15 protein-coding genes are annotated in these 18,820 nt (G+C 51.1%); 8 read left to right on the plus strand and 7 right to left on the minus strand.

Annotation, left to right across the window (positions count from 1 at the left end; translation table 11 throughout):
• Positions 1–44 precede the first annotated feature (44 nt).
• Positions 45–2,270 (minus strand): ATP-dependent helicase, encoded by a 2,226-nt coding sequence (locus ACTRXI_RS05825; protein WP_474261514.1) that lies wholly within the window; start codon positions 2,268–2,270, stop codon positions 45–47.
• 75 nt (positions 2,271–2,345) lie between these two features.
• Positions 2,346–3,347, minus strand: coding sequence for a zinc-dependent alcohol dehydrogenase family protein (locus tag ACTRXI_RS05830; protein ID WP_474261515.1), 1,002 nt, complete (start codon positions 3,345–3,347; stop codon positions 2,346–2,348).
• A 148-nt stretch (positions 3,348–3,495) separates the two neighbouring features.
• Between ACTRXI_RS05830 and ACTRXI_RS05835 the strand changes: the two genes are divergently transcribed.
• The 8 genes from ACTRXI_RS05835 (at position 3,496) to ACTRXI_RS05870 (ending at position 12,253) form a co-directional block, all read left to right on the plus strand.
• Entirely contained in the window at positions 3,496–5,070 is a 1,575-nt protein-coding gene (locus ACTRXI_RS05835) for an ATP-binding protein (protein ID WP_474261516.1), read from the plus strand.
• Positions 5,070–5,750, plus strand: coding sequence for a response regulator (locus tag ACTRXI_RS05840; protein WP_474261517.1), 681 nt, complete (start codon positions 5,070–5,072; stop codon positions 5,748–5,750). Before ACTRXI_RS05835 ends, ACTRXI_RS05840 begins: the two co-directional genes overlap by 1 nt.
• A gap of 165 nt (positions 5,751–5,915) precedes the next feature.
• Positions 5,916–6,953, plus strand: coding sequence for a tripartite tricarboxylate transporter substrate binding protein (locus ACTRXI_RS05845; protein WP_474261518.1), 1,038 nt, complete (start codon positions 5,916–5,918; stop codon positions 6,951–6,953).
• 77 nt (positions 6,954–7,030) lie between these two features.
• Positions 7,031–7,489 carry a tripartite tricarboxylate transporter TctB family protein gene (locus ACTRXI_RS05850; protein ID WP_474261519.1) on the plus strand — a complete coding sequence of 153 codons (459 nt, stop codon included), beginning with the start codon at positions 7,031–7,033 and terminating at the stop codon, positions 7,487–7,489.
• A gap of 16 nt (positions 7,490–7,505) precedes the next feature.
• Positions 7,506–8,990: a tripartite tricarboxylate transporter permease gene (locus tag ACTRXI_RS05855; RefSeq protein ID WP_474261520.1), complete on the plus strand. Its 1,485-nt coding sequence runs from the start codon at positions 7,506–7,508 to the stop codon at positions 8,988–8,990.
• Between the two features lie 144 nt (positions 8,991–9,134).
• Positions 9,135–9,671 (plus strand): biotin transporter BioY, encoded by a 537-nt coding sequence (locus tag ACTRXI_RS05860; protein ID WP_474261521.1) that lies wholly within the window; start codon positions 9,135–9,137, stop codon positions 9,669–9,671.
• Positions 9,672–9,695: 24 nt separating this feature from the next.
• Positions 9,696–11,105: an AMP-binding protein gene (locus tag ACTRXI_RS05865; protein ID WP_474261522.1), complete on the plus strand. Its 1,410-nt coding sequence runs from the start codon at positions 9,696–9,698 to the stop codon at positions 11,103–11,105.
• A complete protein-coding gene (locus tag ACTRXI_RS05870; protein WP_474261523.1) occupies positions 11,105–12,253 on the plus strand; it encodes a thiolase family protein in 1,149 nt (382 codons plus the stop codon). The genes ACTRXI_RS05865 and ACTRXI_RS05870 overlap by 1 nt, the downstream gene beginning before the upstream one ends.
• A gap of 61 nt (positions 12,254–12,314) precedes the next feature.
• Here the strand turns inward: ACTRXI_RS05870 and ACTRXI_RS05875 are convergent, their stop codons facing one another.
• The 5 genes from ACTRXI_RS05875 to ACTRXI_RS05895 form a co-directional block, all read right to left on the minus strand.
• A complete protein-coding gene (locus ACTRXI_RS05875) occupies positions 12,315–14,021 on the minus strand; it encodes an SLC13 family permease (protein WP_474261524.1) in 1,707 nt (568 codons plus the stop codon).
• Between the two features lie 136 nt (positions 14,022–14,157).
• Positions 14,158–14,868 carry a response regulator gene (locus ACTRXI_RS05880; RefSeq protein ID WP_474261525.1) on the minus strand — a complete coding sequence of 237 codons (711 nt, stop codon included), beginning with the start codon at positions 14,866–14,868 and terminating at the stop codon, positions 14,158–14,160.
• A gap of 1 nt (position 14,869) precedes the next feature.
• A complete protein-coding gene (gene dcuS / locus ACTRXI_RS05885) occupies positions 14,870–16,468 on the minus strand; it encodes a DcuS/MalK family sensor histidine kinase (RefSeq protein ID WP_474261526.1) in 1,599 nt (532 codons plus the stop codon).
• 101 nt (positions 16,469–16,569) lie between these two features.
• Positions 16,570–17,391, minus strand: coding sequence for an endonuclease VIII (gene nei / locus ACTRXI_RS05890; protein WP_474261527.1), 822 nt, complete (start codon positions 17,389–17,391; stop codon positions 16,570–16,572).
• Positions 17,392–17,406: 15 nt separating this feature from the next.
• Positions 17,407–18,684: a PrsW family glutamic-type intramembrane protease gene (locus tag ACTRXI_RS05895; protein ID WP_474261528.1), complete on the minus strand. Its 1,278-nt coding sequence runs from the start codon at positions 18,682–18,684 to the stop codon at positions 17,407–17,409.
• Between the last annotated feature and the right edge of the window lie 136 nt (positions 18,685–18,820).

Here is an 18,820-nt window from a genome sequence, read left to right on the forward strand (position 1 = left end):
CTGCACGTGATTATTCAACTAATTTGCTGAGCCGGCTGCGGCAGTTACTTTTTAATAACCTGTTTAGTGCCGGGCACCATTTTCCCTTTGCACATCGGACACTCTTTTTCCGTTTCATCAGGTGCTTCCGACAGACGTATCCAGGCCGGGCACATCGCTTCTTCACAGACGAGCGCCTCGATGGTTTCCGTTTCCTGCTTTTCCCCTGTATGTGTTTCTCCCGGAAAGGCTTCGAGCAGAAAGCGTGACACTTCCACCTCCTTGCCGCGGTAAAAGGCCGGCGAGCTGATGCACAGCTTCTGCTTCGCCCGCGTAATCGCTACATATGCGAGCCGGCGCTCCTCCTCCAGAGCCTGGGTCTGCTTATTTTCTGCCTTCTCTCCGTATAAAAGGTCCTTCATCCGGTCGGCCTTTAAGGCAGAATCATGCGGCATGATCGTTTCTGAAGCCCCGATCACATACACGACCGGAAACTCCATGCCCTTGGCCCGGTGGATCGTCATCAGCGAAACGTGGTTCGCATCCGGGTCCTTCTCCCGCTCCTTCATCTCGCGGAATGTCCGCAGCATATCGTCGACAAAGTATACAAAAGACGACACACTTTCAAACCGTTTGGCCGAGGACTCCAGTTCATCGAGGGTTTCCTTTAACGTTTCCTTTTTCATGCTTACCTGCTGTTCATCGGCCTCCAGGTAGCCGTCGTAAAACTGGCGCCGCATCTGGCGGATGGCCGTTTCCGGGCGTTTTTCCTTCAGCTTCTGAATCATGCTCTGCCGCTCCTCCACCTTTTTACGCTGAAACGGGCGAATGCCCGGCATGTCTGTTAAATGAAGCAGCGGTTCGCTGCGGGGAGAAAATATTTCACGGTCTTTAATGTGCCGCATGCCGCGCTCCCGGGAGATGAATAAAGTCGGCACAACCTCGGGCATCGCTTCCACGAGCGTCGGATTCAGGCTCAGCCGCAGATAGTCCATCATCGCTTTCACCGGCCACTGCTCATAGAACATCTGGTTGCCGAGGGAATGGTGCACAAACGGCACATCCTGGGCCGTCAGCTGCTCAAAGATGGCACGGCTCACACTGATCGTCCGGTGCAGCACGGCCATATCACGCCACTCGCATTCTCCCTCTGCCACGGCACGCTTCATATCTGCCACCACCTGCTCCGCTTCTTCGTCGGTAGACGCAGCGCGGAAATAAAACGGAGACGAGGCTTCTGCATTCATCACCTGGAGGGTTTTCGTTTTCCGCTGCTTGTTGTGGCGCACCACTTCATTCCCAAGGCCGGCAATAGCTTTATGGGAGCGGTAGTTGACGTCGAGCACAATCGTCTGCGCTTCCGGATACTTCTGGTCAAACTCCAGAATAAATTCGTGCCGGGCCCCGTTAAACGAATAAATCGTCTGGTCGTCATCACCCACCACAAACAAATTGCGGTGCTTTTCCACGATCATCTGCACCAGCCTGTACTGAAGATAGTTGGTGTCCTGAAATTCATCGACCATGACGTACTCAAACCGGTCCTGCAGCTGCTGCAGAAAAGCCGGGTCCTCGTCCATCAATGCTTTGGCCTTCATTAAAATATCGTCAAAATCAATATAATTGCGTTCAAGCTTCCAGTCTTCATACGCCTCGCAGATACGTTTCAACTGCTTTTGGCTCGTCTCTTTTTCAGGAAGATCCGCAACAGCGGTGTCATTCATTTTATGATAGGACAGAAAGGATAAGACCGCCTCGGGCTGATAGACATCTTCAAGGCCCATGTCCTTCATCAAAAGCTTCACGGCCAGCTGCTTTTTCCGCTCGCTTGAAACAATTTCCTGTCGGATACCGTGGCGCCGGAGCAGAAGCAGGAAAAAGGCGTGGAACGTGCGCACCTGCAGATTGCTGGCTGTTTCTCCGACACCCGGCAGGTTCATCACTCTCGTTTTCATTTCCTCCGCTGCTTTTTTTGTAAATGTGATCAGTAGAACGGATTCTGCCGGCACCTGCTTGACCGCCATTAAATAGCCCGCCCGGCAGACGAGCACCGACGTTTTTCCTGATCCGGCACCTGCAAGCGCCAGCAGCGGCCCGCTGCCAAAGCGTACGGCTTCAATCTGGGCTTCGTTCAAAAAAATACCGTCCGCTTCAAGCGAACGAAAATAAAAGGCATCGGATTCCTGATCCGACACGAGCTCTCTGCTTGTTGTGGCTTTAGCAATTGCTGCATATGGTACTTCTTCTCCGCTTACACCGAAGGGAGTCGAATAAAAAGAAAATTCCCGCATAAGTTCTCACCGTTTCTGTTGGATTGAGTATGTTTATTATAAATCGGCACAGCCCCTCTTGTATAGAGCAGGCAGTCACGGGACGGCGAGCATTATTTTTCCACCGCCGCTGAAGCTTTTGCTCTCATAGTCCTGTAACGCCTGTCGTATCTGAACGAGAGGATACGTATGCCGGGCGCGCGGCACCACGAGCTGCCCGCTTTCCACCAGTTGAAACAGCCTCCTGAATACCTGCTGGAAGCGCGCATCGGAAACTGAAGCATTCCAGTGCCTCAGATGAAACATCGCCCCCTTCACTCCCAGTCTTTCCGTAATATAAGCCCAGTCGAGCGGTCTGCCGGAGAGCAGGCCGAGGGCTATAAGCGTTTTTCCCGGCTTAACGGTGAGCGCGAGAGCGGCTCCGGCTTCTCCACCGATCATATCCACGGCGGCTTCTGCTTTCTCCCCCTGCAGGGCAGCTTTCAGCCCGTTCTCTTCTTCTCCCTCCCCGGCTGCCACTATTTTTTCTGCCCCCAGCTGTACCAGCTCGTTTATTACTTCATTTCGTCGTACAAGGCCCACCACGCGAATATTCATCCAGGAAGCCAATTGAATCAGAAGCCTTCCCATTACAGAATTAGCCGCGTTAACAACAAGCATTCCACCGGAAGGAATATCCAGCTTTTCAGTTAAAAGGACGTACGCCGTCACCGGGTTGATGTACATCTGCGCAGCTGTCTCATCGGAAAGACTGTCCGGCACCGGTACGGTCAGGGCTCCCGGCGCATGCACAAGCGACTGCCAGGTGCCTTCGCCCCGCAGCGGCAGCACGCGCTTTCCTATCAATCCTCTGCTCACTCCTTCTCCAACCCGCTCAATAACGCCCACACCTTCGTAGCCGGGCACGAGCGGCAGCGTTACCCGGTGGGCATAACGCCCGTATACAGGAATGAGATCCGAAGGATTAACCGGGGACAGACGCATCCGTACTTCCACGCGGCCGGCTTTTAACTCCCCCTTTTCTTCCTCCCTGATATGAATTTGCTCGGACGGTATTCCAAACGCACCGACGTCTGCTTTTATGTTGATACGTCCCATCTTTTCCCTCCTAATATGCAATTGCCGCTCTGTCTGCGATATGCTACTCTTTGAACAACCCGTATATTTAAATAGGAGGATATAGTCCTACACTTTCTGAAAGCGTTATCCTGGAAGGAGGGAGCCCATTATAAGAAAGAACATGAAGATGCAGACAAAAATTATGTTTCTCGTCGTCGGGCTTGTCGCTTTTATTACGATAAGCTCCTTCGGGGTGTTTGCTTATTTAGAATATAATGATATCGAAGAAGAGCTTGGAGATAAAGCATTAAGCACAGCCACCTACATAGCGAGCTCCCCGGTCGTTCAGGGAGCGTATGCCTCCGAGGATCCAAGCTCCGTGCTTCAGCCCTATGCTGAACGGGTCCGTAAGCAGGCCGGCGCAGAGTTTGTAGTGCTCGGTGATACCGACGGAGTCCGTTACGCACACCCGGACGAATGGAAAATCGGCGAATCCATGGTCGGCGGCGACAACGCCCGCGCGCTCGAGCAGGGGCAGTCCTACGTCTCCACTGCCACCGGCACCCGGGGCCCCTCTCTTCGCGGTAAGGCACCGGTTCGTGATGAAGACGGGGATATTGTCGGCATCGTTTCTGTCGGCTTTCTGCTTGAGGATGTGCGGGCGGCCATCTGGGAACGCTTCGGGCTTCTGTTTATGCTCGCGCTCGTTCTTCTCGCTCTAGGCGTAATCGGCAGTATGGCGGTCTCAAGAAATATCCGGAAAGATATGTTCGGCCTTGAACCTCATGAGATTGGTCAGCTGTACCAGGAAAAAGAAAGTGTACTTACTGCTATCCGGGAGGGCATTATTGCAATTGACACCGAAGGGCGGATCACGATGATGAATGAATCAGCCCGAAACATGCTTGCTATTAACGGTGTCATCGAGGGGCAGAATATTCATCACGTGCTGCCGGACTCGGAAATGCCAAAAGTACTGAAGCACGGACAGCCGGAATACGACCAGGAATTAGTGCTCCGAGGGGCTCCTTACATCGTCAACCGGGAGCCGATCACTATCGATGGCCGGCTCGTCGGCGTCGTTTCTTCGTTCCGTGATAAAACAGAAATGATGCAGATGGCTAACACGCTTTCTGACATTCAGCGCTATTCGGACAGCCTGCGCTCACAAAATCATGAATATCTGAATAAGCTATACGCATTGTCCGGGTATCTTCATCTCGGGAAATACGACGAGGCAGCCCAGCTTGTCGAAGAAGAAACGTCCCAGCAGCGCAAAACCCACTCCGTAGTCTTTCAGCAGATTAACGACCCGACCGTTCAGGCGATACTAACCGGAAAAGCGGCAAGGGCTTCCGAAAAAAAGACAGCTTTCCACATCGACAGCGAAAGCCGGCTGGGAACACTGCCGGACCACATTCAGAAGGTTCAGCTTGTATCTATTTTAGGCAACCTTATCGATAACGCCATTGACAGTGCCTCAGGCTGTTCAACGCCCGAAGTAGCATTTTTCGTCACCGAAATGGAGGAGGAAATTATGTTTGAAGTTGTCGATAACGGGCCCGGACTTCCGGAGGGGATAGACATTACTTCCCAGGGAGCCTCCACAAAATCCGGTGACCAGCCAAGAGGATACGGACTTTCGATCGTAGAAAGAACGATTCAGGAATTAGAGGGTATGCTTGAATTTGGCAACAATGAAAACCAGGGCGCCTACTTTACGGTTTACCTGCCCAAAACGTTGCCGCAAGGGGGTAGTTGATGATTTACGTTGGTATTGCCGAAGACGACTTTCGGATCGCAGATATTCACCGGCAGCTTATTGAACAAATTGAAGGGTTCTCATGCCGGTTCACCTCCGGCACCGCAAAGGAACTGCTCGAGACGATGGAGCACACGCCGGTTGATGTACTGCTGCTCGACATTTATCTGCCCGATCAGCTTGGAACAGACATTCTCGGGCAAATACTGGACAGCCATGATGCGTACATTATTATTATTTCAGCTTCAAATGATCTCACTCATGTGCAGAAAGCCTACCGATCGGGTGTGATCGATTATATTATTAAACCAGCTTCTCCTAAACGGCTCGAGGAGTCGCTGAAAAAATTCCAGGCTATGCAGGCGGCCCGCCCTGAAGGGGATCTTACCCAGGAGGAGATTGATCGTTACTTCTCCCCTCCTGCGTCTCCCGGCACGGCGGAAACCAAATCAGAATTGGATCTGCCAAAAGGTATTGATGCCTTCACACTCGATCAGGTAAAGGATCAGATCCATCAGGCAGAGCACGGAGTAACGGCTGATGAAATGGCTTCGTTTCTCGGTGCTTCCCGAACTACCGCGCACCGATATTTTAAATATTTGTTATCCGCAAACGAAATCGAGGTCCGTCCGATCTATGGAATTGTCGGCCGCCCTGAACGCAGATATTTTAAAAAATAATTCCTTCACCGGCTGCAGCCAGTACATGCAGCCGGTTTATTTATGCCTGTGACATTTATGAAATAAATACAATAAACGAAAGATATACATTTTAAATTGTAAACGGTTACATTTAAGCGTTTTTTGGTTACGCTTACATCAATATAAAAAAGGGGGCTACATATTATGAAGCATTCAAAATATTGGATCGGTGCCGGAGTACTTTCGCTTAGCGTTTTAAGCGCCTGCGGAGGAGGCGGCGGGGACAGCTCGTCAGGTGGTGATGACGGTGACGGCGGCGAAGAAAACTACGAGCCGGATTCCTCACTTGAAATTGTTGCACCGGCCGGAGCTGGCGGCGGCTGGGATACAGTGGCCCGTTCCGCTGCTGAAGGTCTTGAAGAAGAAGGCATTGTCGATCAGGGCATCGGTGTCGTTAACCGGGAAGGCGGCGGTGGAGCCAACGGCTGGTCCTACATTCATAACCAGGAAGGCAATCCGGAATACTCTTTTGTGGCTTCACCTCCACTTCTGCTCGTGCCGCTGAACGGCCAATCGGAATACAGCTATGAAGATTTCACTCCTCTGTCGAATATGATTGCCGACTACGGCGCGTTTGCCGTTACGGAAGACTCGGAATGGGATGATTTGAACGACCTGTTTGATGATATGAAGGAAAATCCGGATGATATCACCGTCGTCGGCGAATCCTCCCCGGGCAGTATGGACCATATGCAGTTTGCCAAAATTGCAGCCGGTGCAGGCGTTGACCCTTCTACGATTAAATACGTATCCGCACAGGACGGCAGCGCCCTGACAAACCTTTTAAACGGTCAGGCTGATGTTTATTCAACAGGTATCACCGAGACGGTCGAGCAGGTGAGAGCCGGCGATGTTAAAGTGCTCGGCATTACTGCTGAAGAACGTCTCGAAGGTGACACGGTCAGTGAATTTCCAACCGCGACAGAACAGGGCATCGAAGAAACATTCGTCAACTGGCGCGGATTCTTGGGACCGCCAAACATGAGTGATGCTGAAATTGCTTATTACGAAGAGACGTTTAAAGAACTCAGTGAATCTGACTACTGGCAGGAAACCCGGGAGTCCTACGCCTGGGAAGAAAACTACATGGACAGCGAAGAATTTGAAGAGTTCTTAGCCGAAGAAGAAGAATCCATGCAGGACCTGCTTGATGAGGTGGGTATTGACCGGGGCGGCGAGTAACACCGTACGAAGGAGCTCTGAACGTTCTGCGTCCAGAGCTCTCTTATTTTAAAAGCAGTTGAAAGAGGTGATACGTCATGTTTCGTTCCGCAAATAAAATTATCAGTATGATTCTCATTGTCATTGCTATTTTCTATTTGTACCTGGCTTTTCAGATCCCCGCTTTTGCTACAGGCGTGTTTACCGCTTCCACCATGCCAAAAGCAGCCGGCTTTTTATTAATCCTGCTCAGTATCTTTTTGTTTTTTATTAAAGAAGGCGAGAGTGAGGAAGATCAGGAAAAACGAAAGGAAGCCGGACAGCATATTTTTTACTTGGGCGGTGTAGGCATAATGATTCTTTTATACATTACTTTGTTAGAGCCCGTTGGTTTCATTTTAGCCTCCACTGTATTTATTTTTCTGTGCAGCCTGTTTATGGGCTACCGGAAACATATCGTCAACGCTGTGACCTCGGTTGTTTTTCCGTTATCTCTTTATTTAGTTTTTACTCAGTTATTAAATATAAGTCTGCCTCCGGGCATTCTGCCGCTGTAGAAAGGAGGTTAAGCTCATGGGAACATTTGATGGAATTTTAAGCGGGCTCAGTGTCGCTTTCAGCGTCCAGGGAATGCTGTTTGTGCTGATCGGCGTTTTCGCCGGAACATTTATCGGAATGATGCCCGGGCTCGGGCCGATCAGCGCGATCGCTATCATGATCCCGCTGACATACAACATGGAGCCGACTGTGGCTCTCGTACTTATGGCCGGCGTGTATTACGGGGCCGTGTTTGGAGGCTCTACCTCCTCAATTCTTTTGAATGCTCCGGGGATTTCCGGCACGGTGGCTACCGCTTTTGACGGCTACCCCATGGCCCAGAACGGCCAGGCGGGAAAGGCACTTGCAATTGCGGCCATTTCTTCCTTTGCCGGCGGGACCGTGAGTGTCGTTCTGCTGATGCTCTTCGCTCCGCTTCTGGCAAGCGTCGCCATTGTATTCGGCCCGCCCGAATACTTTGCCCTGATGCTGCTCGGCTTAACCGCGATAGCCAGCTTGTCTGACGGCTCGACGATTAAGGCACTTATTTCCGCAGTGCTCGGCCTCATGTTTGTCACTATTGGCATGGACAGCCAGACCGGGACGACGCGGTTCACCTTCAATAATCCGAACCTGCTCGAAGGCATTGATTTTCTCGTAATCGCTCTCGGCTTGTTTGCAATTGCTGAAATCTGCAATCTGATTGTAAACCGCAAAAAGACAATTAAAAACCAGGGCAATATTGGAAGCCTGAAGCTTTCCAGACAGGACTTCAAGGATATGAGCGGTCCAATGACCCGCCAGTCCTTCCTAGGATTTATTCTCGGGGTTCTCCCGGGCGCCGGTGCCACAATCGCTTCATTTATCGGATACATTACGGAAAAAAAGATTGCCAAACGTCCCGAAGAATTCGGAAAAGGCGCAGTGAAAGGTATATCCGCTCCCGAAACGGCCAATAACGCCGCTACGAGTGGTGCCTTTGTACCTCTTCTCAGCCTTGGTATTCCCGGTTCCGGAACGACGGCCGTCCTGCTCGGCGCCCTGCTTGTGCTGAACGTGCCGCCGGGGCCGCTGTTAATTGAAGAACAGCCTGACCTCTTCTGGGGCGTTATCATCAGCATGTATATCGGCAACGTGTTTTTGTTAATCCTGAACCTGCCGCTTATCCCATACATTGCTAAAGTACTGTTGATCCCGCGCCCAATGCTGATTTCGCTTGTGATTATGTTCAGCATGATCGGAGTTTACTCCATCAGCTTCAGCACATTTGACCTTTATTTACTGCTTGCTTTTGGCGTAATCGGCTATTTGATGAAGCTGTACAATTTCCCGGCAGCTCCGCTGATCCTCGCATTTATACTCGGCGGGATGATGGAGGAGTCCTTCCGTCAGGCCATGACCATTGCCAATGACGATTTAACGGTGTTTTTCACCCGGCCGATTGCCCTCAGCATGCTGATTGTCGCGCTTCTTTCCTTCCTCGTGCCAATTATTCGCCAGAAAAAAGCATCCTCCGCATAATAAAAAACCCGGGCCCCCGGGTTTTTTTGCGTCATTTTTCATACTGATTTAAAAAATCGTCCAAACTTCGTAAACCATTTTTAAATTCCAGTTGACAAATGACTGATTTCTTTCTATCCTTAGAAATCAGTGAGGTGAACATAGATGCGTATACAAAAAATTATTTATACGGCTTTATTTGCAGCAATTATCGCAGCTTTAGGCATTGTGCCGCCAATTCCGCTCCCATTCAGTCCGGTGCCAATCACCCTGCAGACCCTCGGTGTCATGCTTGCAGGCTCTCTGCTCGGTGCGAGATATGGCGGGCTCAGCATACTGCTGTTTGTCGTACTCGTAATGATAGGACTGCCACTGCTAGCCGGCGGTCGCGGCGGTGCCGGTGTATTATTCGGCCCAGGTGGCGGCTACATTCTGAGCTGGCCGATCGGGGCGTTTATCATTGGCTGGATCGCCCATTCCTTCAAGAAACCTTCGTTTCAAAAGTATTTGTTTGCCAATATCGTTGGCGGCATTCTCGTCATTTATGCCGGCGGGGTCACCTACTTATCGTTTTTAATAAACATACCGTGGACCACTGCCGCGATTCAGGCACTCGCTTTTCTGCCTGGGGATATTTTTAAAGCAGTTGTTGCTGGCTTTGTAGCAGTCAGGCTGAACAAGCAGCACAAAATCAGACTTTAGCGCCGAAAGGGGGGAGGACTTTAAATGATCGGCCAGGCTATCACCCGGCATGCTGATTCTAACCCTGCCGGGACGGCGCTCTCATACTCAGAACGTTCCATCAGCTGGCGGGAGCTGCACGAAACCATTAACCGCCGGCGGGGTCAGCTGCACGCTGCTTTCGGTCCATTTTTTCAAAAGCAGATTGCTTTTGCGCTTCAGGATCCTCTCGAACAGCTGTATATGTTTTTTGCGGTCGTGTCTGGAGGCGGGATTGCTGTGCCAGTGGATGAAACGCTGGACATCGACACGAAAGCTTCTCTTCTTTCCTCCTCCAGATCCAGTCTTTTTATCACAGATACTGAAGCAGCCGGGCCGCCGGTGCCTTCATTAATTCTTGCAGACGTTACCGGCACTGAGGCGTATCCGTCTGCACCCGCTGCCTTCTGCGAAGAGACCGATTTGTTTTACGGTGCCTGCACATCAGGGTCCTCCGGGGCCCCGAAAGTATGTTTGCGGAGCCATCGTTCCTGGCTGAAAAGCTTTGAAGCGGACGAGCAGCTGTTTCCGTTTCAGGAAGGCGAACGCGTACTGATTACCGGAAAGCTCTCCCACTCTCTCTTTTTGTACGGTGCCGTTCGTATGCTCGAAAACGGGCACACCGTTGTGCTGCCCGCACGACAATCGCCCCGGGCGTTTGACCGGATGGTGGACGAGCAGCAGATTACAGTATTGTACGCTGTACCTACCACGCTCCGCTGGATTCTCAGCCACTCCTTTCCTCCTTCTCCCACCGTCAGACTTATCATTACGGGAGGAGAAAAATGGTTTCCTGCCGATAATCAAAAAGCATTCGCCCGATTTCCTTCGGCGGATCTGTATGAATTCTATGGCAGTGCCGAAACCAGCTTTATCAGCGCCTTAAACCATCGCGCGGAACAGGTCAGCTCTTCCTGCACCGGCCGCCTGTTTCCTATGGTGGAAGCCGCATCTTCCCGGGCATCCGGGGAATTAATCGTAACAAGCCCGTTTTTATTCAGCGGCTATGCCGGAGATAAATGCTTCCACTCCCCCCATTCGGTTGCCACCGGAGACATTGGCTGCGTCGATAAGGAAGGCTTTCTTTATATTACCGGCCGGCGGAGTGGAAAAATTGTCAGCCGCGGACGCAACATTTATGCCGAAGAAATCGAACAGGTACTTATGAGTCACCCGGACGTTGAGCAGGCAGTCGTTTTTGGCATGTACGACGCTCTTCAGGGGGAAAAGATTGCTGCACTGTATACTGGAAGGGCTGCCCACAGCGAATTGCGGTCTCACTGCCGGAAGCAGCTGCCGGCTTATAAAATACCTGCATGCCGGCATATGGACCATCTTCCGGTGCTTAGCAGCGGAAAAATCGACCGGGAGCGGGCACAGAAGTATTACGAAGCTTCATTTAAAGGAGAACGGTAATGATGACTGAGCCTGTCTATATTATTGATGCCAAACGGAGCCCTGTACATCATGTGAACGGAGCTTTTTCCCAATTGGAGCCGGAGCAGCTGACGGCGCCGCTGTACAAGTATTTCCAGCTCCATCACGGGATCAATGACCGGGTCCTGGCGGACGAAGTTTTTATGGGAAATACAGTTGGTCCGGGCGGTAACCTTGCCCGGCTCAGTCTGCTTGAAGCCGGATATGATATGTCTGTTCCCGGCGTAACAGTGGACCGCCAGTGCGGCTCCGGCCTTGAAGCTGTGCATCAGGGATTCCGGCATCTGCAGACCGGCGCCGCGGATACCGTTCTTGCCGGCGGGGTGGAAAGCACAAGCCGGGCCCCGAAGCGCTCCTTTTTCGCCTCGGAAGCCTATCCGGTCTCCTCCACGCAGGAAAGAGCCCGCTTTTCTCCAAAGGTTATCGGCGATCCTGATATGGGAGAAGCCGCGGAAACGGTAGCGGAGGCCTACAGCATTTCCCGTGCAGACCAGGACGCCTTTGCCGAACGAAGCTACAGGCTTTCGTGGGAGGAAGCAGCAAAACCGGATATTTCCCGGGAAATCATTCCCGTAAGCCCCATTCAGGCAGACGCAGAGCTTCGTTCTCCAGATAAAATGAATAAAATTATCCGCCGGGCGCCCCCGGTTTTCCAGGAAAGCGGCACGGTCACTGCTGCCAACTCCTCCCGGATCAGTGACGGGGCGGCACTCACGCTGATGGCGAGTCGCTCCTCCTGCCGGCAGCATGGGCTCGAGCCTGCGCTTGAAATCATCGACGCCACCGCAGCGGGTGTTAATCCGAACATGCCGGGCATCGGGCCGGTGCCTGCTGTACGCCGACTGCTTGAGCGAAACCATTTGTCTGTACAGGACATTTCCGTATGGGAATGCAATGAAGCATTTGCCTCCCAGGTGCTTGCCTCCGCCTTTCAACTCGGCATTCCACCTGAGCGGCTGAATACAGCCGGAGGAGCCATCGCCCAGGGGCATCCATACGGCGCGTCGGGGGCGATTCTTATTGCAAGGCTGATGCGGCTGATGCAAAACGGCGGCCTGCCGCTCGGCGTAGCTATGATCGGAATCGGAGGCGGACTTGGGGTCGCCAGTCTGTACCGGCTTTTATAATAAAAACAGCCTGCATTCATCAAAGGATGAATGCAGGCTTATTTTTTATGACGAAGCCTACTTAGTTATTGAGAAACGATTCCGGTACAGTGGTTAAGTCAATTCCCCAAAGGGTCGGAAGAACAAGATAGACTAATGCCGTAATTAGTATTATCGCAATTATATTCAGGAAGAAGCCGTTTTTCACCATGTCGATGATCCGTATCTTCCCACTCCCGAAAATGATGGCGTTTGGCGGTGTACCAACCGGCAGCATAAACGCACAGTTAGCAGCCATCGCACACGGAACCATCAGCGCAAACGGGTGCACCTGAATCGCAATCGCAAGGGAAGCAACCAGTGGAATAATCATCGTGCCTGTCGCTGTGTTGGACGTGATCTCTGTCAGGAACAACACGAGCGTGGCAGATACAAGGATAACGAGAATGATGTTTACCCCTTCAAGGATAGTTAAGCTGTTACCGATCCACTCGGCAAGGTCGGTGTTACTAAAGCCGGCAGCAATCGCCAGTCCGCCCCCGAACAACAGCAGAATGCCCCATGGTATTTCTCTGGAGTCTTTCCAGACCAGCACCCGCGGGTCCTCCTGTTTTTTCGTGGCAGGCACTAAAAATAAAAGCACCGTAGCGATCATGGCAATACCGCCGTCACTGAGGCCGGTTACTCCAACGATTTCCTGCCAGAAAAAGGAACGTGTAATCCACATGACAGCGGCAAATACGAATACTGCCATGACAATTTTTTCTTCGTATTTCATTCCTCCGAGCTTCGTTCTTTCCGCCTGAATCATGTCACGGCCGCCCGGAATGGTCGAAAAGCCGATATTATAGACAAAGCGTGTCAGGTAGAACCAGACCATCAATAAGAAGACAGCTACGATCGGTGCGCCGAACATAATCCACTGTGCAAAGGAAATCTGCTGGCCAAACAGCTCTTCCGACTGCGCGGCCAGAATACTGAGCGGCGGTGTCCCGATCAGTGTACCGAGTCCGCCAACCGTTCCGGCGTAACCAACACCGAAAATAAGCGCTTTTTCGAATTTTTTCACTTCTTTTTCGGAATCCTGTTCTCCTTTGAGGGCTTCCGACACCTGGTACGTAATCGCAAGCGCAATTGGAAGCATCATCATGGTTGATGCTGTATTGGACACCCACATTGATAAAAAGCCTGTCGCTACCATAAAACCGAGAATAATCCGATTGGTGCTTGTACCAATCACCGCGATGATAAACAGCGCGATTCTCTTATGTAGGTTCCATTTTTCCATTGCATAGGCAATAAAGAAACCACCTAAGAACAAGAAGATAATATCGTTACCGTAAGCAGAAACGACAGTGTCCCCGTCGAGCGCTCCGGTAATCGGCAGAAGGACAATCGGCAAAAGCGAGGTTGCCGGAATCGGGATCGCTTCTGTAATCCACCAGGTGGCAATCCAAAGTGTGGTGGCAAGTACTGCTTTTCCTTCATAGCTGAGCCCCGAAGGATCCAGAAATAGCATTGTAATGAGAAATAATAATGGCCCTAAAATAAGTCCAACGAGCTGTGGACGTTTGTAGGAAGGGTCCTGCCCTCCGCTGTCTCCTCCGTCATTTCCTCCTCCGTCATCGCCGTCGCGGTTTTTGTTACGGCCAGCGGTAGAAGGATCCTGTATTTCTTCTTCCTTGTGACGCGTTGGTGACCGGTCCGTCTGAAAAACATTCAGCAATTTTTTCGTCTGCCGGTGGGAATGCCATAATGATTTCCAACCGGAAACAACCGTATTCTTCATCCTTCTCACCTCTTACTTTTCAGATTATTGAAAGCGCTTGCTAACTAATATAATAAAGTTTTGATTCTTTGTATACATTTTGTAAGTAAGCACATACTTTTGTAAACAAAATAACCAAAACTGTCAGCCTTTTTCCTTACTTTTCCATCCAGTCTTTAAGTATTTCCACCTGTTCCGGAGGCATCGTGTACTGCTGCAGCGGCCTGCCGCTTCCCGCATAGTTCATCGTTATTTTAAGCACCCCTTCTCCCTCCAGAAAAGCGAGATACTTCCGCACGGACACTCTCGATATGCCCGTACTTTCTGCGAGTCCCTGCGTCGTAAAGGTACTGCCGGCATGCTGCAGAATTTCTTCGCCGACAATCCGGAAGGTTTCTGTCGTCAGACCCTTGGGCAGCTCGGGCTCCTCCTGCGTACCCTTATTGGCTAAAAACAGCTGATCCACATCCTCCTGTCCCCATTCCTTTGTCGTTCCCGATGCTTTCTGCCATTCCTTTACATTGATTAACGCTTCCCGGAAGCGCTCAAAGTGAAACGGTTTAATCAAGTAATCTGTACAGCCAAGCCGCTTAGCCCGCTGCAGGGACGAGGTATCATTGGCCGACGTAATTGCAATCACATCCACCGGGATTTGTTCTTTTCGCAGCTCCTCCAAAAGATCAAGACCGTTTTCTTTATTTAAATACACGTCCAAAAGCACAATATCAATCGCTCCTGCACGAAGCATCTCTTTTGCTTTCGACAGGTTTTCCGCATGCCCCGCTACGTCAAACCCCGGAACCCGTTCGACATACATACGGTTAAATTTAGCTACCATCGGGTCATCTTCGACCATTAATACTCTCATTTCAGTTCTCCCTCTCTATTGGTATCTGTACATCAAAGGCTGTCCCTTCTCCCGGTTGGGAATCGATAAACACTTCTGCTTCCAGCGTATCGAGGGAACGCTTCGTATTGTACATGCCAAAGCCCCGACCTTCACCTTTTGTCGAGTACCCCCGTTTAAACAGTTCTGCCTGGGTCTTCTCGTCCATTCCCCGTCCGTTATCCTCGATTTGAAAACCAAGACAGCTGTTCTCTTCGTAAATATGCATAAACAAATGAGGGGACGGCGTATGCTTCATCGCGTCACGGGCATTGTCGATCAGATTGCCGATAATCGTGATCATATGGTCGGTCCATTCAGGATCAGCCATCGCTGGCCACATCCCGCTTCCCGACAGCTCCACTTCGATGCCGTTTTCCTGCAGGTTGGATATTTTATTCATTAAATACCCGGCAAGCACCGGATCCTTTACATACGCGGTCACCCATCCGACCTCCTGGCGGTAGTTGCTTGAAATGCTCATCACATAGTCGTCAAGCTCTTCATACGACTCCGTCTGGATCATGGCCGAAATGACGTGAAGCTTGTTCATAAACTCATGGGACTGGGCCCTGAGCGTCTCCGCATAGGTTCTGGCCCCGGACAGCTGCTCGACGAGCCGTGTCAGTTCATCTTTGTTGCGGAAAGTAGCCACCGCTCCAAGCAGGGTCTCATCCGAAACCACCGGCATGCAGCTCACAATAATTTCTACGTCTTTCAGCTGCTGGACCTGGTCAAGCTCCTGCTCTTTAGTCTGCAGTACCCTTTTCAGGAGGGAGTCGGCAAAGAAATGGGATATATCTTTTCCCATCGGGTCTTCTTCGGCGCCGGCTTCCGTGAACAGCTCCCTGGCCGCATCGTTGGCCAGAATCACCGTGCCGCTGCTGTCGACAGCAAGTACACCCTCCCGCACCGAGGACATAATCGCCTCCCGCTGTTCAAGCACCTGCGATATTTCAAGCGGCTCGAGTCCGTGCATCGTTTTTTTGATCCGGCGTGCCAGCCAGAAAGCGCCAATGACACCGGCTGCCAGACCAATACCGCTTCCGAGAACCAGCGTCTGCTGGTCTGCCCAGATGTCTTCCTGAATACTGTCAGTCAGAATGCCCACGGAGGTGACACCAATCTGTTCGCCCCCGTCCATCACCGGTACAAATGCCCGCATGGAAACGCCCAGCGTTCCCTCAGCCGTCGATACGTACGTTCTCCCGTTTAAAGCCTCCGTCTCGTCTCCACCGGCGAATTGCTCCCCGATCCGGTCCTCGCGCTGGTGCGTATAACGCACGCTGTTCATATTCATGACGACTACATATTCCATATTCGTTGCTTCCTGAACTTCCTTTGTATATTCCTGCAGGCTTCCTCCCTGTTCGCCGGCCCGCAGCGCTTCAGCTGCTTCCGGCGAACGGCTGACAGCTTCGGCAATGTTCAATGCTTTTTCTGCCTGCTGGTCCCGGACGTCGTCAGCAGTATCTACGGCAACGATGATTCCGGTAATGCAAAGTGCAATCAGCATCACTGCAGAAATCAACAAGGTAATCCATGTTACAAGCTTTAACGGTTTTGTTCGCTTATCCCCCACCATATCCCCCATCACTGCTGCAAATACTTATGTTTAGTAACATGTTTATTATGCAGGGAGCAGTTCGTTTTTTCAAATGAAGGTCATGGCAGTCTTTTCGTTTATTTTTGCTGGCAGGTCGGGCAGTAATAGCAGCGTCTTGAACCGGCAGTGAAACGGATAATTTCCGTACCGTCCACCCGGCATGGCTGTCCGCCGCGGTTGAACACCCAGTGCCGGTACTCGCTGTAAGTTTTTCCTTCTGCCTTTGCCCGCTCAACGACGGAATCATCAGTTGTTATTCCTTTATGTTTATAGGACCGGTCCATTAATACCAGCAGCTCTTCCGCCACCTTCCGGACCTGGCTGTCACTTAAATCGGCGGGCCGCTGATCCGGATAGACACCAGCCGCAAACAGTATTTCGCTGCGCAGGTAATTACCAATGCCCCCGATAAAATGCTGATCAAGTAAAAGTGACGTCAGGCGCCGGTTCCGAAACTTTTTATCCATGGTGCGATCCACAATCATATCCGATGTTACTTTCTCGCTGAGCGGATCTGGTCCGACCTTCGAGACAAACGGGTGATCCCGGATTTCTTCTGTTGGCATAATTTCCACATCCGAAGCGCTGTATAACAGTGCGGACTGCTTTTCATTATGCAGGGCCAGACGGAGCTTGCGGTTTGTTTTTGGGTACGTGTAGCTGCTTTTAACATACCATTTTCCGTACAGCTGATTGTGGGAATAAATGGTATAGCCGCTGCTCAAGTGAATGAGCATTGCTTTTCCTTTTGTCGCCACCTCGTTGACCTCTGATCCTGAAAGCAGATTTTCGTAAGTCTTTAATCGTTCAAACGCCGTGTACACTTCGATAACTGGCCCTTTTCGAAGGGCTTTTTCCACTTTATCCGCTTCCCGCCGTATCTCTGGTCCTTCAGGCATATCGCTGTTCGCTCCTTATTCTTTTTTATCTTTTCGGCCCATTCGTGACATCGTCTGTCCCCGGGAGATCGTTTCGGTTTCCAGCCCGTCTTCGACGGCCTGTTCCGGCTTTTTTCCATTCGTATGCAAAGCTGCTATCTGGCGAAGACCTGCCTGGATCATCGTCAAAATCAAATACCAGGCTACAGCGATCAAAATCAGCTGCACAAAACGGCTGTCAGGGAACAACGTAATAGGCATATCCCATACTGCGTGCAGCAGCACCGGAATAATAAAGATTTTTAAAAACTGCCGGTCCGCCACATGCTTTCTCTGCAGCGGCTCGTCCCGCTTCACGAGCAGTAGGGCAGCGCCGATGATGGCACCCCATACAACATGCCCTCCAATCGACAGCCAGCCGCGTTCGAAAATAACGTCGATCATTACGCCGGTGCCGTACTGCAGGCCGAAATTAAGTGCATAGCCGGCGGATTCAAAGGCAGCGAAGCCTGCCCCGACAGCAGCACCGATTACGAGCCCATTCAGAATATACTTTACCTGCGTTTTCTTTATTAAGTATGCGATGATAATCAGCTTTCCCACTTCTTCGACCACACCGATGACGATAGCGCTGAAAAACCCAATTTCACCGATGGGGATAAAGGAATACAAAATCAGCGTGACAAAAATCGACGCTACCCCGCCCACGAAAAACATCTGCAGCAAACGAAGCATACTGATGTTTCTCGGCGCATTCAGTTCATAAAAAAACACAACGAGCGCAAACGGTGCAGCAAATGAACCGATGGCGATCATGCCGGGAATTGTCAAAACATTGCCGAAAAACAGCGTGCATCCATATAGAATCAAATATGTGATCACAAGCACCAGAAGTACACGCGAAAACAGCCACGGCTTTGGCCACGAAAGTGGAATCTCCTTCTCATTGGGTGTTGTCAGAGGGGTACCGGAAATAAACACCAGCTCTGCTTCATCCCTTGTATGCCGCTTAAACACGTTGGAGAACAAATTTTTTAGATGAAAATCTGCAGAGCCTTCTTCTCCGACATATTGATTAATCCGGGTCGAAGCCCGGATAAAAGCGCTTCTCGCCTGATCTCCCGGATGTTCTTCATCCTCCACCAGTGCTTCAACGAGGACCGTACGACTGAGTGGAAGCCATCGCCCGCCGGTGGCTTCTGACCACACCAGGGTTTTGGCACCGATTTGTTTTTCATCAATTAGCGCCCGCATCTGCACACTCGACAGCGGTCCGTGCTCTTCGTCATGCTGTGTGTAGTACCAGTAATCCATAGACCTTCCCTCCTGCCTGACTTTCTCCAATTACTCTCATTTTACCCGAAAGCCATGAATCATAAGCTATCCATAAAGAACATAACACCCGAGTCCTGCAGATTGGAATACAAAAAACCAGCCTGTTTCTCTACAG

This window comes from Marinococcus sp. LNHM4E3-1 (assembly GCF_056034405.1).

Excerpts from the sequence above, each read along its gene's own strand:
- ACTRXI_RS05855 (WP_474261520.1), top strand. The coding sequence starts at position 7,506 with ATGGGAACATTTGATGGAATTTTAAGCGGGCTCAGTGTCGCTTTCAGC.
- ACTRXI_RS05845 (WP_474261518.1), top strand. The coding sequence starts at position 5,916 with ATGAAGCATTCAAAATATTGGATCGGTGCCGGAGTACTTTCGCTTAGC.
- ACTRXI_RS05865 (WP_474261522.1), top strand. The coding sequence starts at position 9,696 with ATGATCGGCCAGGCTATCACCCGGCATGCTGATTCTAACCCTGCCGGG.
- ACTRXI_RS05825 (WP_474261514.1), bottom strand. The coding sequence starts at position 2,270 with ATGCGGGAATTTTCTTTTTATTCGACTCCCTTCGGTGTAAGCGGAGAA.
- ACTRXI_RS05875 (WP_474261524.1), bottom strand. The coding sequence starts at position 14,021 with ATGAAGAATACGGTTGTTTCCGGTTGGAAATCATTATGGCATTCCCAC.
- ACTRXI_RS05835 (WP_474261516.1), top strand. The coding sequence starts at position 3,496 with ATGCAGACAAAAATTATGTTTCTCGTCGTCGGGCTTGTCGCTTTTATT.
- nei (WP_474261527.1), bottom strand. The coding sequence starts at position 17,391 with ATGCCTGAAGGACCAGAGATACGGCGGGAAGCGGATAAAGTGGAAAAA.
- ACTRXI_RS05840 (WP_474261517.1), top strand. The coding sequence starts at position 5,070 with ATGATTTACGTTGGTATTGCCGAAGACGACTTTCGGATCGCAGATATT.
- ACTRXI_RS05870 (WP_474261523.1), top strand. The coding sequence starts at position 11,105 with ATGATGACTGAGCCTGTCTATATTATTGATGCCAAACGGAGCCCTGTA.
- ACTRXI_RS05850 (WP_474261519.1), top strand. The coding sequence starts at position 7,031 with ATGTTTCGTTCCGCAAATAAAATTATCAGTATGATTCTCATTGTCATT.
- ACTRXI_RS05830 (WP_474261515.1), bottom strand. The coding sequence starts at position 3,347 with ATGGGACGTATCAACATAAAAGCAGACGTCGGTGCGTTTGGAATACCG.
- ACTRXI_RS05895 (WP_474261528.1), bottom strand. The coding sequence starts at position 18,684 with ATGGATTACTGGTACTACACACAGCATGACGAAGAGCACGGACCGCTG.
- ACTRXI_RS05880 (WP_474261525.1), bottom strand. The coding sequence starts at position 14,868 with ATGAGAGTATTAATGGTCGAAGATGACCCGATGGTAGCTAAATTTAAC.
- ACTRXI_RS05860 (WP_474261521.1), top strand. The coding sequence starts at position 9,135 with ATGCGTATACAAAAAATTATTTATACGGCTTTATTTGCAGCAATTATC.